The following is a 17167-nucleotide window of genomic DNA, read 5'->3' on the forward strand; positions in this document are numbered from 1 at the left end:
AGGCATCTTGCCTGCGGCCGAGTGATTGATAATATTAGCTGAAGTAGCGGAGAAAAACATGGTTGCGATCGCCCCCACAGACACAGAAATAATCGTCATCGGCAGCGGGATAGGCGGCTTGACTTGCGCTGCAATGCTTGCCCGCTATGGCTTTGAGGTTGTGGTTTGCGAAAGCCATTCGATCGCGGGCGGGGCCGCACACGGTTTTGAACGCGACGGATTTAGCTTCGACTCCGGGCCCTCCCTGTACTCAGGATTATCCTACAGCCCGTCTGCGAATCCGCTGCGGCAAGTTTTGGATGCGATCGGCGAAAAACTCCCCTGCATCACCTACGATACCTGGGGTTGCTGTTTGCCAGAAGGCGATTTCGACACATCCGTCGGTGCGAGTCAATTTAGCGAAGTGCTCGCACAACTGCGCGGCGCGGCAGCAGTCGCCGAATGGCGGCAACTCCAGCGCATCATGGAACCCTACGCCAAAGCTGCCATAGCCTTGCCCTCCCTGGCTTTGCGCTTCGACTTGGGCGCTGTTTTTACCCTCGGCCAATTTGCGCCGGCTTTCCTGCAAAGTGCTGGCGAGGCGATCGCACTTGCAGGCCCTTTCAGCAAAATTATGGACAAAAACGTCAAAGATCCCTTTGTCCGAAATTGGCTGAATTTGTTGTGTTTCCTGCTGTCTGGACTTCCCGCCGACGGAACGATCGCAGCCGAAGTCGCTTTCATGTTCGCCGACTGGTATCGCCCCAATGCAGTTTTGGACTATCCGATCGGCGGTAGTGCAGCTTTGGTAAATGCCCTGGTACGCGGTTTAGAGCGCCACGGAGGGCAGTTGCTGCTAAATTCCCACGTTGCAGAAGTTTTGGTGGAAAACAACCGGGCTGCGGGCGTGCGGCTGCGATCGGGGAAAATAATTCGATCGCACAAAGCAGTCGTCTCCAACGCTTCCGTTTGGGATACTCTGAAACTGTTGCCTGAAACCTCTGTCCCGCAAAGGTTTCGGCAAGAACGGCAGGCGACGCCAGAGTGCGACAGCTTCATGCACCTGCATCTGGGAATGGATGCTGCCGGAGTGCGATCGGACTTGGCTTGTCACTACATCTTCGTCAAAGACTGGGAAAAGGGCGTTTCGGCCCCTCAGAACGTCGTTCTCGTCTCGATTCCCTCCCTCCTCGACCCCGACCTCGCGCCTCCGGGAAAGCACGTCATTCACGCATATACGCCCGGAAACGAGCCTTACGATTTGTGGCAAAAGCTCAATCGAACCAGCGAAGAGTACAAACTGCAAAAACAAGCGCGCGCCGAGGTAATGTGGGAAGCCTTAGAGAGAATTATCCCCAATATTCGATCGCGCTGCGAAGTCACCTTAGTTGGGACACCCCTAACCCACGAACGGTTTTTGCGTCGCCATCGCGGTTCCTACGGGCCCGGAATTCGGGCTGGTAGCGGCTGGTTTCCCGGGCCGACAACACCTTTAGCGGGGCTGTTTTGCTGCGGAGATTCGACGTTTCCAGGAATTGGTTTGCCGGCTGTTGCTGCTAGCGGTGCGATCGCCGCCAATACGATCGCACCTTTGTACAAACATTTGCAATTGATTCGGGAAGTTATTAATTAGTTGTTATATCGATTCCGGTTGCACCGTCGGTGCTTGTTGACTGTTGACTGAGGACTGTTGACTGAGGACTGTTGACTGTTGACTGAGGACTGTTGAGTAATGACTAATGACTAATGACTAATGACTAATTTGATATCATTTCGGCGCAGCCGGAAGTGATATTATTAGACATCTCCCATAATTATTGTGGAACAGGCATCCTGCCTGTTCAAAACCTGCTTTTTAGGAGATGTTTATTAGTTATTTGTTATATCAAATCCGCCCTTCATCGTCCTGTATTCATCTCTCTGTTCTCTTCCTCTGCGTTCTCTGCGTTCTCTGCGGTTTAATCATTCCAATGCAACCGTAATAGATATTATTTCTTAACGGAATTATGGAAGCGCTTTCATAGCGAAGGACGCGAAGCAAGAGTAAACAATAATTTATATACAGCAGTTCTCAATCTTGGTGAGGTATGCCCTATGCCCTATGCCCGATGCCCGATGCCCGATGCCCTATGCCCGCTTACCAAGCGTCCACCTCATGTTACTGAGAAAGGGTATAGTTAGTAAAATGTGACCGATATCTGTCAGCATAGAAATAGATACTTCGATCGCAAAGAGGCCACCGTGCAACCCGTAGACTTTACAACTTTAACCGCAGCTTGCAGCGAACTGCGAGCCCAATGGCTGCCAGCGCGCTTAGAACAAGTCTACCAGCGCGATCGATTCACCGTGTCCCTAGCCCTCCGCACCATGAAAGGCCGCGGCTGGATAGACCTTTCCTGGCATCCTGTCGCCGCCCGCATCTGCGTCGGCGACCCCCCGCCCCGCATTCCCGATACCTTCACCTTCAGCGAACAACTGCGGCACCAACTCAGCGGTTTAGCCTTAGTTTCCATCGCCCCTGTTTCATCCTGGGAAAGAGTCATCGACTTGCAATTCGCCAAACGCCCCGGCGAACCGGCCCTCTGGCACCTGTACGCCGAAATCATGGGCAAGTACAGTAACGTCATCCTCACCGCCCAAGACAACCTCGTTGTCACCTGCGCCCACCAAGTCAGCGCCAAACAGTCCACCGTCCGTCCCATCCAAACCGGTCAACCCTACGAAATGCCCCCGTCTTTGACCGATGCAGTGCCTAGTCTGAGCGAATCTCAAAACCGCTGGCAATCACGAATTAGCCTGGTTCCTGGACAATTAAAGGGCAATCTGTTGAAGAATTACCGAGGGATGAGTAAAGCCTTAGTTTTGTCAATGATTCGATCGGCTTCTTTAGACCCCGAACAATCCACCGACACCCTCAATCCCGACGAATGGCAGCAACTATTCCAGCGCTGGCTATACTGGCTGCAATGCCTAGAAAACTCCAAATTTCACCCGAGTTTTACCCCCGAAGGCTACACCGTCATCGATTGGCCGACACCAGAAAATCCCAATGTAGGGGCGGTGCCCCCGTGCCCGCCCTCTGATTCTTCCATCTCTTCGGTTCAAGAATTACTTAACAGCTACTACACAGGCGAAATCAATCAAGAAGTATTCGCCCAACTGCGGCATCAGCTTAGCCAAAAACTCAACAACGTCCTCGCCAAACTGCGCCTCAAAGCAAACACATTTAAAGAACGTTTGCAGCAATCCGCAGACGCCGACACCCACAAATCCCAAGCCGACTTGCTGATGGCTTCTTTGCAGCATTGGGAACCGGGAATGAAATCAATTTCTCTCCCCGACTTTGAAACCGAAAAACCAGTTATCATTGCCCTAAACCCGGAAAAAAACGCCGTTCAAAACGCTCAAGCCCTCTACAAAAAACACCAAAAACTTAAAAGAGCCCGCATTGCAGTAGAACCTTTGTTAGCCGCCGTACAGGAAGAAATCGACTATTTAGAACAAGTTGAAGTCGCACTTTCAGTATTGGAAACTTACCGCAACACCCAAGATTTGCAAACCCTCGCCGAAATCCGCGAAGAACTGATCCAGCAAAAATATCTAGACGTACCAGATTACCGCAGTACCGACAAAAATGCTGTGATCGAATTTCACCGCTACCAAACCCCCAGCGGCTTTGAATTATTAATCGGGCGCAACAACCGCCAAAACGACCAACTCACTTTTCGCACCGCCAACGACTACGACTTGTGGTTCCACACCCTAGAGATTCCCGGAAGCCACGCTTTGCTGCGTCTCAAACCCGGTACTGTGGCTGAAGAAACCGATTTGCAATTTGCCGCCGACATGACTGCTTACTACAGTCGCGCCCGCCACAGCGAACAAGTCCCGGTGGTTTATACAGAACCGAAATATGTATACAAACCGAAAGGTGCTAAACCTGGTATGGTTGTATACAAGCAGGAGCGGATTGTCTGGGGCCGACCGCAGCAAGCTCCGGCATAGTTTATACAAAGTGAGTAGAATGGTCGATCGGCAATCTCAACCTCGTTTTTACCCAAAATAAACGGTTTGCCACCGATAAACCTACGCAGGAACCGGGTTTTTGAACCCAGGCTTAATTATACAAAGTGACCAAAAGGGCGATCGTCCTAAAAATAAAAATCCGTCTGTAATGTAAAGTTTTATTACAGAAAATTAAATTTTGTTGTTATAATACCCCTTAACTACCAGCCGGGAAGTCCCTCGGTATATTTAGAGGGGATTAATCTGAGCGCGGCGCGAAGTACCCCGTTGGGAATTACGCCCGCGTGATGGAAAGAAGCGTCGGGTGTAGGTACCCAAAGCGACAATTATTCTTTTATACCCCTTGATGATCGGGAAATACTCTGATACTGTATTAGCAAGTGGGGGTGGAACTACCTCACTATAAAAAGCCTTTGAAAAAAAGGAAAAAGAAGCCTGCGGTCTAACTGTACTCAGTTGACCGTCAGGTTTGTTCACGAGAGATGATATTTCTTTGAGAACCCGCTGCAAAGAAACGTGCAACTTGGGTTTCCTCACTGTGAGAAAAACACTGTGGGAACACAACGGATTTAACTATTTGTGCAGACCAGCTTTAGCTAAAGCTGGTCGTTTCTGTTTAAACATTAAACCCAAGCCCCCACCCATTTTAAATTGGCGATTTTAGATTTTAGATTAAAACCGCCAATCTAAAATCTAAAATCTAAAATCTAAAATCGGTGTGGGCTGATCCTAGAAAGTAAACGTCGTTCTGACAACCCCAATCACCAAATCAGAATTATTCTTATTGTGGTCAGGAGCAGTCAGCCAAATCAGACCAGGAGTGATAGAAATATTATCGCTCAACTTAAACTGATAAAAACCTTCAACATGCAGCGAAGTATCCTTATCTTCCGGCAAAGTCCGATTAGTAGAACTCGTCACCCGCGGTTCCATACCTACCACAATCCCCGCCACATTTCCTTCTTTCAACAAATCGGGAAAAGCCAAAGTAACTGCCCAGTTCCAGATTTTTTGATCCCCCCGCTGCACAGAACCCGTAGGAGTAGCCAAGTTCGATAAAATGCGCTGATTAGTGTAACCCGCCCAACCGCCAATTGCAAATCCCCGGTTCAACCGCCACGAAGCTTGCGCGCCGTAGGAATTGCTAGAAACTGGCAGATTGCTATCGCTGTCGAGCCCGAAGGAACCGAGACGCGCCGGGAAATTAGAAGCATTGCTGCCGGTACCAGTAACAAAGTTGTAGGAATTAACGTAAGTTAAACCTAAAGCCATGTTCTCGTTCGGTTTAAAAGTCAACTGAGCCAAACCGCCGTAAGAACCGTTGAACAAACCATTTCCCCGCGTCGGGTTCGCGGCGTTGCCGGCTAAATATCCCAAACTCAGCTCCAGTTTTTCCCCAAACTGATGTCGCAGAGCGATGCCAGAACCACCAGTCAAATAGTAAATTGGGTTGCGAGTACCGAAGTTAGAAAGAGCACCATAGCTGCCGTCTCCGTCAAAGTAAGGGTTGACAGTGTTGGTAAAATCGTCAGCAGCGCCGGCATTAGCTTCGAGAATTACAGTCGTGCTTTTGCCGAGAGGGAATTGGTAAAGCAGCGCATCTAAACCTACAGTATTGCTAGCCTCGCCAAAAGGCCCAGCATTAAACCGCAATTCCCCTTCAGCGGTTTTGGTATTATTAGTAGAAAAAGAACCCAAATTTAAAACTTGCAATCGAGTTCTCAGCAAATCTTCGCCAGAGAAACTCGTGTCGAAATTGATCCGAACCCTGCTGCCAAAAGCGGTGGTTTTATCAGCTTCGCGGCCCTCAGCATCCTCTCCCCTAGCGATACCCGCCAAACCAAATATCACTTCGCCGTTGAGTTTAGTCGTAGTTGAAAACTGATTTGCTTCTAATTCAGAGGCGCGCGCTTCCAAAGCATCGACGCGGCCGCGCAAGGTTGCCAATTCCGCCGCAAATTCTTCTTGCAGCCTTTGCACAGAAGCCAAATCTTCTCGCGTCGCCAGATTTCTCGAACCGCCTTGAATCAGCTCGCTAACTTTATCCAAACACGCATTTAAACCTGCGGCAAACTCGTAGCGAGTCATCGCCCGGTTGCCGCGAAAAGTGCCGTCAGGATAGCCAGCTATGCAGCCGTAGCGCTCTACTAGAGACTGCAAAGCTTGGAACGCCCAATCTGTGGGCCGAACGTCGGAAAGTTGCGACACAGATGTTACTTGGCCGGCCGCATTTTCGCTGCTACTGCCTTCTGTGCTGTATTCGTTGATTTGTTCTAAAACATTTGACTGTGCTGGAGGTTGGGCACTTGGATGAGTCGATTGGGCAATCGGCTCTTCCGCCTTTAAATTAGCCAGTGGGGCGGCGGGTTGGGTTTCGCTTAAGTTTGCGGGCGCGACTGCGGGGATTTGCTCCGCGACGGGTTGTTCGGGACTTAAGTTTGCGGGCGCGACTGCGGGTTGGGTTTCGCTTAAATCTGCTGCAACTGCGTTTTCCGGTGCTTTTGCCTGTTCGGCAACTGGCGCACTCAAATCGTTAGTGAAGCCCTCGTAGAGGTTCGCACTTTCTTTCTCAATAGTTTCAATAGTTGATTGGCGAGCTACTGACAGGGGTTCGGCCGTCTCAGGCTTTGCCACCTCGGTTGCAGCACCTGCTAATTGCAGATTAGCTGGAGCTACAGCGCCAATTTCTAGAGGTTGCTCTGCTGCTAGGGCTGTCGAAGATACGACTAAACTTGCTGCCAATACAGCGGGACTAACTAAAAGTCCCTTCCACAAAAATTTGGACATTTTTTCCTCACACCACATTGAGCCGATCGCCCGTTCCGAAGATTTAGCCGATCGCAAATCACCTTTAGTATTGAGCCTAATAGTATTTATTGTCAACAATCTGGGAAATCACTGCCGGAGAGTGCAGTTTTGCTGTGGCTGATTTGACAAAAACCCCGTTTATTCCCAAAATCCTTGGTTTGACTCACATCTTGCACCATTCTCGCTTAACAGGCATCTTGCCTGTTCCACAAGAAAATTCACTCTTTGTGGAACAGGCAAGATGCCTGTTCCTAAACAAGTAATTGAGAATGGTGCAACATCTCAGTTTGAAGATACCTACCTAGAAACCTGGTTGATGCCCCGATATTGCGTAAGTGATCCCTCAGTAAGACTAATATTGACAGCACTGGCGCTAACAAATCGTTTGATCGGCTACAAATACAAGTGAAAAAACTCAAATACGCCCTAGTTCACGAATGGTTGACGCCCTTAGCTACTGGCGGTTCAGAACTCGTAGTACAGGAAATCCTCAAACACGTAGACGAGGCAGATGTCTATGCCCTCATCGACTTTGAATCAACCAATCCCGAAAGCTATCTTTTCGGACGACAGATTGGCACAACTTTTTTGCAGCACTTTCCCAAGGCCCGCAGCGGCGTGCAAAAATATTTGCCATTTCTGCCGATCGCGATCGAACAACTAGATCTGCGAGAATACGACATCATCCTCTCCTCATCCCATGCCGTCGCCAAAGGCATCCTCAGCAGTCCCCAGCAAATGCACGTCTGCTACTGCCACACGCCCATGCGCTACGCTTGGGACTTAACTTTTGACTATTTGCGTAGCAGCAAAGCCGGACGGGGCATCCAGGGTCTGCTGACGCGATATTTGTTGCATCGACTGCGGCAGTGGGACGTAATTTCCGCCAATCGCGTTGATTATTTCATCGCTAACTCTCAACACACTGCGCGCCGAATTTGGCGGTGCTACCGGCGGCGGGCCCAGGTGATTTATCCGCCGGTAAATATCGAGCGATTTTCCTTGATGCGGCAAAAACAAGACTTTTACGTCACAGTTTGTCGGTTGGTAAGTTACAAAAACGTAAGTGCGATCGTCCAAGCATTCAATCAACTAGGGCATACTCTCATTGTCATCGGCACCGGGCCAGAATTAGAAATGATTCGGCAAATCGCCAAACCCAACGTGCAAGTGCTCGGCTGGCAGCCCGCCTCCATCGTTGAAAAATACATGGCAGAGGCGAAAGCCTTTGTCTATGCAGCTTGCGAAGATTTTGGCATAGCTTTGGTAGAGGCTCAAGCTTGCGGAACACCGGTAATTTCCTATGCAGCAGGGGGCGCTTTGGAGACAGTGCTCGACATTCGCCAACACCCAGAGACTGGGACTGGTTTATTTTTTTCCTCCCAAACCGCAGCCGCATTAGTCGAAGCTGTCGAGGAATTTGAGCAGTTGCAAGGCAAATTTGAGCCAGAAATCAGCAGGTTGCGCGCTGAACAGTTTGCCCCCGATGTCTTTGGGCAGCGCTATCTAGCTTTTGTGGAACGCTGCTATCAGGAATTTCAATCCCGTGATTTTACCGAGTCTGGGGCTTGAGGGTGCCAGAACCCGATAGCGGGACAATCTTCCTTCTGCCTTTGTATAAGTGCCTTCAGAAGACCTCTGCATCGGTGCCTTGTGCCTTCTTCCTGGTGCGTTGAGAAGCCCTCTTCCTTCTTCCTTCTGCCTTTTGAAGCCTTCTGAAGGCAGAAAATTGAGTATTGGCAACATAATTGAGAGAACAAAGCGTCTTGAGGCTTTATGATCAGGACTGTGTGTGGTGTGAAGTGAAGGAGTAAGATGACTGCCGACAGCCAACTAATCTCCGGCAAGGTAATTCGAGCGATCGCAAGACGCGGTTTTGGGTCTGTCCTGCAAGGAGATAGACGCATAAGTCGTTCTCTACAGAGCCTCGACGGAGAACTTTTCAAGCGGTTATTTGACATCCTGTTTTCCTTATCGGTTCTGATCCTGTTTGCTCCGGTTTACCTGCTTTTGGCTTTCTTAATCGCCTTAAGCTCGCCCGGCCCTATTTTTTACGTACAGGAACGAGTAGGCAAAAACCGTAAAAGGTTTTATTGCCTGAAATTCAGAACGATGGTGGAAAATGCGGACGATATATTGCTGGAAATCATGGAAAATTCTCCGCATTTGCGTCAAGAGTTTGAGGACAATTTCAAGCTGAAACAAGACCCTCGAATTACCTGGATTGGAAGATTTTTACGAATGACCAGTTTAGACGAGTTTCCCCAGTTTTGGAATGTTTTAAAAGGAGATATGAGCGTCGTCGGGCCGAGACCTTTAGTTGAAGAAGAACTGCCGAGATACGGCAATCACATCAACAAAATTCTCACCATAAGACCTGGAATTACAGGCTTGTGGCAAGTGTCCGGTCGCAACGACATTCCCTATCCCCGCCGAGTCCAAATCGACCTCTATTACGCAAATGACAAAAACCTTTGGATGGATATGTGGATTGTTTTCAAAACAATTGGAGTTGTGATTTTTCCCAAAAATAACGGCGCATACTAATTTTTGTCCGCAGTCAGCAATCGGTAGTTAGTTTTATTTGTTACTGACCACTGATGCTGACTACTGACAATCAGCGACAAACTCTTTGTCAAAACTAAACAGTTCCTGGATGCCGATCGAATAATTGTGTGCTTAACTAAAGGGGCAAATACTTAAATAAACCTACCTCTTCTTCATCTAGAAAGATCAGTTCTTCTAGAGAGACTACTTTAGGTTTAGGTGTTAAACTTAACTCTATAACCTTTGGCTTAAGGGGGATAGCCTACTTATCTTGGGATAGCCCACTACCCAACAGCGTAGGAAGTAAACTTCAACTGGCTTTAGGTAACTAAAGTTAAGTTTGAGTAAGTTTTATAAAGCAGTTTGAGAATACGGCCGGCAGGGAGCAACAGCCTCTGCCAAAAAATTTATTGTGAATTAACACAGCCTGTCAAAGGAAAATCAGATGACGCAACGCAAGCGAGCGCTAATAACAGGTATTACAGGTCAAGACGGCTCCTACTTGAGCGAATTACTGTTAGAGAAAGGATATGAAGTTCACGGCATTATCCGGCGCAGTTCTAGTTTCAATACCGATCGAATTGACCACATCTATGTCGATCCTCACAGCGAGGGTGCGCGCCTGTTTCTACACTACGGCGACTTGACGGACGGCACCACTCTGCGCCGGATATTGGAAGAAGTTCAGCCGGTAGAAATTTATAACTTAGGGGCTCAATCTCACGTTCGAGTCAGTTTTGACTCGCCGGAATATACGGTGGACACAGTAGGGATGGGAGTATTGCGGCTGCTAGAAGCAATTCGGGACTATCAGCACCGCACCGGCATAGAAGTGCGGTTCTATCAAGCAGGTTCTTCGGAAATGTTTGGTTTGGTACAGGAAGTTCCGCAGAAGGAAACAACTCCTTTTTATCCCAGAAGTCCTTACGCCTGCGCCAAAGTTTACGGTCACTGGCAAACAATAAATTATCGCGAATCTTACGGACTTTTTGCCTGCAACGGCATCTTGTTCAATCACGAATCTCCCCGCCGTGGCGAAACTTTTGTAACTCGCAAAATTACTCGCGCCGTGGCCAGAATAGTCGCCGGCAAGCAGAAAAAGATTTACTTGGGCAATCTCGATTCCAAGCGGGACTGGGGCTATGCTAAAGACTACGTGCGGGCGATGTGGCTGATGCTGCAACAAGACAAGCCTGACGATTATGTCATTGCTACCAACGAGACCCATTCCATTAAGGAATTTCTCGATTTGGCTTTTACTTACGTCAATTTAGATTGGCAAAAATATGTGGAGTTTGACGAACGCTACTTGCGTCCTGCAGAAGTCGAACTGTTGATAGGCGATTCGACTAAGGCGCGCCAGCAATTAGATTGGGAACCTTCTGTAACTTTTCAGGAGTTAGTACATTTAATGGTAGATGCTGACATGAAAGCTTTAGACGAGCAAGGTCGGGGTTCGGGCAACGGATTTGATTAAGTCGCTAAATCAAGCCGTCAGTGCGAACAATTTGTAGGGGTAGGGCCCCGTGTCTACCCCTTTGGCGAAAGGCGCGCCCCGGAGGATTGCCCCTGCAAACACTTCACAACTGATGAGAGGGTTGTTACAGCTATAGCCTTTCTCAGTAACATGAGGTGCTCTGGCGGGCATAGGGCATAGGGCATAGGGTATAGGGCATAGGGCATAGGGCATAGGGCATAGGGCATAGGGCATAGGGCATAGGGCATAGGGCATAGGGCATAGGACTAGCCCCCATACCTCACCACGCTTGAGAACCGCTATATTAGCGCGATCGGCATTCAAAGAACCCGCTTAATTGCTCCCAAAATTTTCGGAGGTGCGGGCTAATAAAAACATTAAAATGATAGTTGAGGACTCGCTACTAATAAATCTAACTTTCGGGTGTGCACGGACCAGTCCCTATCTGCCGCAGCTAAAACAGATTTGTGGGCAACCTCGTCCTGTAGCTGAAAGCTTTTTTTGCTAAAGCAACAATTTTAGAATTGAAATTGTCGATCGACCTTTATTCAAAATCCCGAGGCTAAAATTATGACCAGCTTGGATTTAAGCAACAAACGCATTCTAGTCACGGGCGGCGCCGGTTTCTTGGGCCGTCAGGTAATCGACCAGCTAGTGAAAGCAGGGGCCGATGCTGATAAAATTTCAGTAACTCGATCGCGCGACTGCGACCTCCGCGTTATGGAAAACTGCAAGCGCGCCGCCGACCAACAAGATATCATCATTCACCTCGCCGCCCACGTCGGCGGCATCGGTTTAAACCTAGTCAAACCCGCTGAATTATTTTACGACAATTTGATGATGGGCGCGCAACTAATCCACGCCGCCTACGAAGCAGGAGTCGAAAAATTTGTCTGCGTCGGCACCATTTGCGCTTATCCCAACTTGACCCCAGTTCCTTTCAAAGAAGATGACCTCTGGAACGGCTATCCAGAGGTAACTAACGCCCCTTACGGAATTGCCAAAAAAGCTTTATTAGTGCAACTGCAATCCTACCGCCAGCAGTACGGATTCAACGGTATCTACTTGCTACCAGTAAATTTGTACGGCCCGGAAGATAACTTTGACCCGAAAAGTTCCCACGTCATCCCCGCATTAATTCGCAAAGTCCACGAAGCCCAAGAAAGGGGAGACAAAACACTGCCAGTTTGGGGCGACGGCAGCCCTAGCCGCGAGTTTTTGTATTCCACAGATGCCGCGCGGGGAATTGTGATGGCAACGCAAGATTACAGTGAATCTGACCCCGTTAATTTGGGAACTAATAGCGAAGTTAAAATTCGCGATTTAGTGGAAACGATTTGCGAATTGATGGGATTTGAAGGAGAAATTGTTTGGGAAACAGACAAACCGAACGGTCAGCCACGCCGCTGTTTGGATACGGCAAGGGCTAAGGAAAAGTTTGGTTTTGTTGCGGAGGTGAAGTTTAAGGAAGGGTTGAAAAATACGATTGAGTGGTATCGAAAACACGCAGCGTAAGTGTGAAAAACCCGGTTTCTTGAAGAAACCGGTTTTTTTTAGGAATAATACTAAATGCGGGTGAGAAACCTCATTTATAATATTCGGCGGTGGCCAGCTATCCTACACAAACCAGTCCGCCTTTTGGCACTAAGAAATTATACAAATTTGGGTGATAATTCACTGACAATAGTCGGCAGCAGTGCCGTGTCCCTACTGCTGTGTCTTGTATTTGATCCGAGTGAAAACTGCTATAATACAAATACCTCGACTGAAATCATCGACAACTGAATTTTGGGAAAGCCAATGATTGCCGATCGCACCCACAATTATATCTCGCCGGAAGAGTATCTGAAGTTAGAAGAACTCAGTCCGCTCAAACATGAGTATATTCAGGGCGAAGTCTATGCAATGGCAGGTGCAAATGACGCTCATGTAACTGTTACTGTCAACTTAGTTACCTTGTTGAGAAATCATGTTCGGGGTAGGGGCTGTCGTGTTTATATGTCCGACATGAAAGCCAGGATTGAATCGAAGAATATTTACTACTATCCTGACGTGATGGTAACGTGCGATGAACGGGACAAGGCCTTTCAATCTTTCAAAAGATATCCTTGTTTAATTGTCGAGGTTTTGTCTAATGGTACGGAAGGATTCGATCGGGGCGATAAGTTTGCTGACTATCAAGAATTAGAAACGCTGCAAGAGTATGTGTTAATTAGCCAAAAGCGTGAGCGGGTAGAGTGTTTTCGTCGCAATGCTGAAGGGTTGTGGGTTTTGTATTCCTATACTCAAGGAAGCGAAATTCACTTGGCTAGCGTAGATTTTCGCACAGGTATTGATGCTATTTATGAGGAGGTAATTTTTACTAAGGAAGATTCAGAAGCAGAATTTGACGAAGTGCGATCGAGGGGATAAATTGAAAGTGCGATCGCACCTCGGTTCAGGAAGGGCGATCACTCCTCAATTCAAGTCAGGGCGATCGCTCTTGATGTAAGGTGATGGTAAACTGAATTGCAAGTATCCTATATGATTAGTTAATGAGTGGCATTAACCGCGAACTAACACCAGACCCAAGAATTAGTTTATTTGACAAACATCTTCCCGAAACGCCACAGGTACAAAGACTGCTGAGAAAAGAAGGAAAAGCTCATGTGTTTAATGACAGAGCCACAATGGATTTAGTGATACAAGCTATTATAGATAGAGGAGAGCTTACAGGGATTGAGGATGAAACCGATGACTACGATCGCTACGGGCGATACTTTGATTATCCTATAGGTTATCAAATCAGAGCCGACGGCAGTCGCATTCCGCTGTATTACGCAGAAATTAAAATCATCAAAGGAACCGATAATTACCATGTTATCCCCCGCACAAAACCTCGTCGAACAAATCAATGATTGGGAATTTATCGAGTTGTGGGTAGATCCGATTGTTTTCCCGCCTCGAATTCTGATGTTAGTGGGTGGCAAAAATGGTAAGTGTTGTATTTACGAGCCATCGGCGAATTATAGACCGCTGTTTTTAAGTTCAAGTTACGATGAGGCTCACTCGTGGCTAGTGGAAGATGAATATGAGCGAGTTGATGGTAGGCTTTTATCCTCGGAAATAGTTTGAGACTGTGATATTATGAGGGCGATCGCACCTCAGTTAAGGAAGGGCGATCGCTCTAAAAAATGATGTAAACTGAAGGGCGTTAACAAAGCACCCTAAAAATCCAACTCACTCATCAGATAAATCCGCATTTGTTTGCTAAGGGAGACCATTACAAGGTAAAGCAGGAGTTGAACCGCCGTTACTGCTAAGTGCACTAACATCGGCTTGAAGTTTTGCCTGTTCACATAAAGCACGTGGACAGCGATCTGCATGTGCTTGGAGAATATTGGAACCCGTGCATTTGGCATTTCGCACTCTCATAACTGATGTGCCCTGATTTGGACAAGGTGCCCAAAGTCCTGGGTTATAGTAGAAACAAAAAGTCTGCCCGGTATCGGGATTTCTGTATGTTTGTGCATCCCAAGGGCTACCCTGTGGTTGTCCATAACCCTGCGCTAAAATTGTTAAGTTGTTATTATCTGTAAAGTTTTGATGAGTGACTGTAGTGGTTTGCACTAGCTTAGCATTAGCCATTTGAGTGCTTTTAAGGATAGCCCCACTGAGAGTAAAAAGACCTGCGATCGCTAAAATTCCTAGTTTTTTGTTCATTGCTTTAGTAACCAAATGATGTGTGCAGAAATAATTTAAGCTTGTAATAACATAAGGGCGATCGCGCTTCAGAAAAAGAAAGAGCGATTACCCGCAGCGACGCTAAGCAGGAAGTTCGCTGACTTTTGAAATGTAGTGGCACCCTGATTTGTTAATTGTTTATAGTGCTTGTACGAGGAGATTGTTGTTCATCCTGTGTGTTTTCTATTCGTTTTATGATCCTTCCGGCTGACTCGCACTTATCTTTTACTACTCCTAGAGCAAAGATAGCCTTACTTTGGTCATCTTGATATGAGAGTGCCTCCAATACACCTTGTAGGCAGCCACTTACCGTCTGAGTCTCTGCTTTGGCTCGCTTAAGTTCGCCTTGTGTTTGATTAATTTCTCCTTCGCGAGCACCAGAAGTGTCGCGAAGTTCTTTAATCTCTTTATCTTTATTATCGATCTCTTTATCTTTTTCCTCGCTCTGTTTTTTGAGTTCGTCTCGCTCCTTTTGGGCTTGTTGTAGCTGAGTTTGAGTGCTAACTAGCTGATTATTCACATTCGAGTATGCAACAAAGCCACCGATTCCCATGATGGCAACAATACCGAGGCCAAGACTAACGATACCAATCGTATTATTACTGCTACTCATCATCCTCCCTCCTACAGGAAGTTTTTTTCTTTGTTATAGCTATACAATTGACTGTTTAAACTACAGTTGTGCTTGTAAATATAGAATATTTTAGTGTCTATATTCAAGTTATGTCGAGTCAGAAAAAGTCAGGAAATGTAATGAGTTTTACAAAGCCTTATTTCATTAAATGTCAGATTTAATCATTTCTGCTATAAAATGTCAGAAAAAGTATGATACAATAACTAAAATTCCCACAAGCCGACCAATGGACGTTCAAGAAGTCTTGAGATTTGCCGACGAAATGGTTTTCGCCAAAACAGGAGAACACTTGGACGATCTGCAAAAAGCTATCCTGCTGGGTGTATGGGAAGGTCAAAAATACTCTCATATCGCAGAAACATCATATTGTAGCGAAGGTCACGTCAGAAATATCGCCTCAAAATTATGGAAGCGTTTATCAAATGTATTAGATGAAGAAGTAACTCAATCGAATTTACGCTCAACACTTGAAAGGCGACAAGTATTTATTGTTTCACAAAATTTTGGTAAGGATTTTGTATTTTGTAACGTCAATGTCAGTACAGATAGCCAATCTCCCGAAGTTCCAAAAGATCGATCGCCCTCCACCCCCACCTCAGACACATCCCAACCTCAAACCAGACTAGACTTAGCAGACGCACCTCATATTTCATTATTGTGCGATTCGCCTGATGGCGATAGCTTCGCTTCACGCACATCCGAACTCGCCACCCTGGAAAAATGGATCGTCCAAGAAAAGTGTAACCTTGCAGCAATATCAGGACTCAGCGGCATTGGCAAAACCGCACTTTCCCTCCACCTCATCCAAAAAATTCAGCATAACTTTGAATACGTCATCTGGCGAAATCTCCGCCACTCGCAACCCTTAGAAACTACCCTAAAAAATCTCCTAAAATTTCTTTTAAATCAATCCGAAATCGAACTCCCTACCAGCATTCCCGATCGACTTTCCCTGTTAATGGAATTTCTGCGAAAAAACCGCTGTCTCATTATCATCGACGACGTGCAAACCATTCTCAGCAGCGGACAATTAGCAGGAAATTACCGCCCCGAATGCGAAAATTACAGCATCCTCTTCAGACAAATCGGAGAAACAACCCACAACAGTTGTTTAATCCTCAACAGTTGGGAACCACCCAGAGAAATTACCGCCTTAAAAGGAGAAAAATCACCAGTTCGCAGCTTACAACTCAAAGGCATAGGTACAGCAGCAGCCGAAATTTTCCGGCAAAAAAGTTTACTCAATCCCGAAACATGGGAAAACCTAATTAACACCTACCGAGGCAATCCATTGTGGTTGAAAATAGTCGCCACCACTATTCAAGAAATATTCCGAGGTAGGGTTGCAGAATTTTTGAAATATGATATGCTCTTCTTAGGGGAAGAATTGGCAGCAACATTGCACCCGCAGATAAATCGTTTGTCAGAATTAGAAAAAAAACTAATCTGCCGCCTCAGCCGCGAAGCAAATTCAGTTTCAATAGAGCAATTGCTACAAGATGCCGATTTATCGCCCTCCGAGTTATTCAACGGGCTGCAATCTTTGGGGAGGCGATCGTTAGTTGAAATAGAAGAACGGGAGAATGAAACGCTATTCAGCGTTTGTCCTGTGGTGAGACAATATGTAATATCCAATCCAGTTTGTTGATACTTTCCGACAGTGCGACAGTCCGACAGTCCGGCAGGGGTTGAAACCCCTGCCTCAAAGCTAAAGTCGGTTAAAACCGACTACAGAATGTGATGGAAATGCAATTAATTGTAGTCCTCTTTTAGAGGACTTTCGCTATGAGACAGGGGTTTTCAACCCCTGTCGGACGGGAAGTCAAACGAGAGATTCGATCGCAAATATGAATACTGCTGAACCTTCATTAACTAAAACCGAATGTTGATACTTTTCGACAGTCCGACAGTCCGGCAGGGGTTGAAACCCCTGCCTCAAAGCTAAAGTCGGTTAAAACCGACTACAGAATGTG

At 47.0% G+C, this 17167-nt stretch carries 14 protein-coding genes; 11 read left to right on the forward strand and 3 right to left on the reverse strand.

The genetic code is table 11. The annotated features are described in order from the left end of the window. Positions 1 to 58 precede the first annotated feature (58 nt). Together QUA00_RS08475 and QUA00_RS08480 are read left to right on the forward strand one after the other, a co-directional pair. Positions 59 to 1612: an NAD(P)/FAD-dependent oxidoreductase gene (locus QUA00_RS08475; RefSeq protein WP_333409350.1), complete on the forward strand. Its 1554-nt coding sequence runs from the start codon at positions 59 to 61 to the stop codon at positions 1610 to 1612. Positions 1613 to 2220: 608 nt separating this feature from the next. Beyond that, positions 2221 to 3984, forward strand: a complete 1764-nt coding sequence (locus QUA00_RS08480) for an NFACT RNA binding domain-containing protein (protein WP_333409351.1) — start codon at positions 2221 to 2223, stop codon at positions 3982 to 3984. Positions 3985 to 4734: 750 nt separating this feature from the next. Here QUA00_RS08480 and QUA00_RS08485 read toward each other — a convergent pair. Further along, entirely contained in the window at positions 4735 to 6792 is a 2058-nt protein-coding gene (locus QUA00_RS08485; protein ID WP_445305726.1) for an iron uptake porin, read from the reverse strand. A gap of 262 nt (positions 6793 to 7054) precedes the next feature. On the opposite strand from QUA00_RS08485, the gene QUA00_RS08490 reads away from it, so the two are divergent. The 8 genes from QUA00_RS08490 to QUA00_RS08525 all read left to right on the forward strand — a co-directional run bounded on the left by QUA00_RS08490 (position 7055) and on the right by QUA00_RS08525 (position 13951). After that, entirely contained in the window at positions 7055 to 7222 is a 168-nt protein-coding gene (locus tag QUA00_RS08490; protein WP_333409323.1) for a hypothetical protein, read from the forward strand. Further along, complete coding sequence (locus QUA00_RS08495; protein WP_333409324.1) at positions 7219 to 8385, forward strand: glycosyltransferase; 1167 nt, start codon at positions 7219 to 7221, stop codon at positions 8383 to 8385. Before QUA00_RS08490 ends, QUA00_RS08495 begins: the two co-directional genes overlap by 4 nt. 243 nt (positions 8386 to 8628) lie before the next feature. Beyond that, on the forward strand, positions 8629 to 9360 hold the full coding sequence (locus tag QUA00_RS08500; protein ID WP_333054666.1) for a sugar transferase: 732 nt from the start codon (positions 8629 to 8631) through the stop codon (positions 9358 to 9360). A gap of 445 nt (positions 9361 to 9805) precedes the next feature. Continuing rightward, positions 9806 to 10837: a GDP-mannose 4,6-dehydratase gene (gene gmd / locus QUA00_RS08505; protein ID WP_333147114.1), complete on the forward strand. Its 1032-nt coding sequence runs from the start codon at positions 9806 to 9808 to the stop codon at positions 10835 to 10837. A 570-nt stretch (positions 10838 to 11407) separates the two neighbouring features. Next, the gene (locus QUA00_RS08510) at positions 11408 to 12352 is read left to right on the forward strand and encodes a GDP-L-fucose synthase (RefSeq protein WP_333409325.1); all 945 of its coding nucleotides are present in this window, start codon (positions 11408 to 11410) and stop codon (positions 12350 to 12352) included. Positions 12353 to 12637: 285 nt separating this feature from the next. After that, positions 12638 to 13249 carry a Uma2 family endonuclease gene (locus QUA00_RS08515; RefSeq protein WP_333409326.1) on the forward strand — a complete coding sequence of 204 codons (612 nt, stop codon included), beginning with the start codon at positions 12638 to 12640 and terminating at the stop codon, positions 13247 to 13249. Positions 13250 to 13371: 122 nt separating this feature from the next. After that, complete coding sequence (locus tag QUA00_RS08520; protein WP_333409327.1) at positions 13372 to 13734, forward strand: DUF6972 family protein; 363 nt, start codon at positions 13372 to 13374, stop codon at positions 13732 to 13734. Beyond that, on the forward strand, positions 13694 to 13951 hold the full coding sequence (locus QUA00_RS08525) for a hypothetical protein (RefSeq protein ID WP_333409328.1): 258 nt from the start codon (positions 13694 to 13696) through the stop codon (positions 13949 to 13951). Before QUA00_RS08520 ends, QUA00_RS08525 begins: the two co-directional genes overlap by 41 nt. A 135-nt stretch (positions 13952 to 14086) precedes the next feature. Here the strand turns inward: QUA00_RS08525 and QUA00_RS08530 are convergent, their stop codons facing one another. After that, positions 14087 to 14539, reverse strand: a complete 453-nt coding sequence (locus QUA00_RS08530; RefSeq protein ID WP_333409329.1) for a hypothetical protein — start codon at positions 14537 to 14539, stop codon at positions 14087 to 14089. Positions 14540 to 14690: 151 nt separating this feature from the next. Next, positions 14691 to 15176 (reverse strand): hypothetical protein, encoded by a 486-nt coding sequence (locus tag QUA00_RS08535; protein WP_333409330.1) that lies wholly within the window; start codon positions 15174 to 15176, stop codon positions 14691 to 14693. Positions 15177 to 15420: 244 nt separating this feature from the next. Between QUA00_RS08535 and QUA00_RS08540 the strand changes: the two genes are divergently transcribed. Next, complete coding sequence (locus tag QUA00_RS08540; protein WP_333409331.1) at positions 15421 to 16842, forward strand: ATP-binding protein; 1422 nt, start codon at positions 15421 to 15423, stop codon at positions 16840 to 16842. Positions 16843 to 17167: the final 325 nt, after the last annotated feature.

The organism is Microcoleus sp. T2B6, assembly GCF_036700475.1.
Classification (GTDB): domain Bacteria; phylum Cyanobacteriota; class Cyanobacteriia; order Cyanobacteriales; family Microcoleaceae; genus Microcoleus.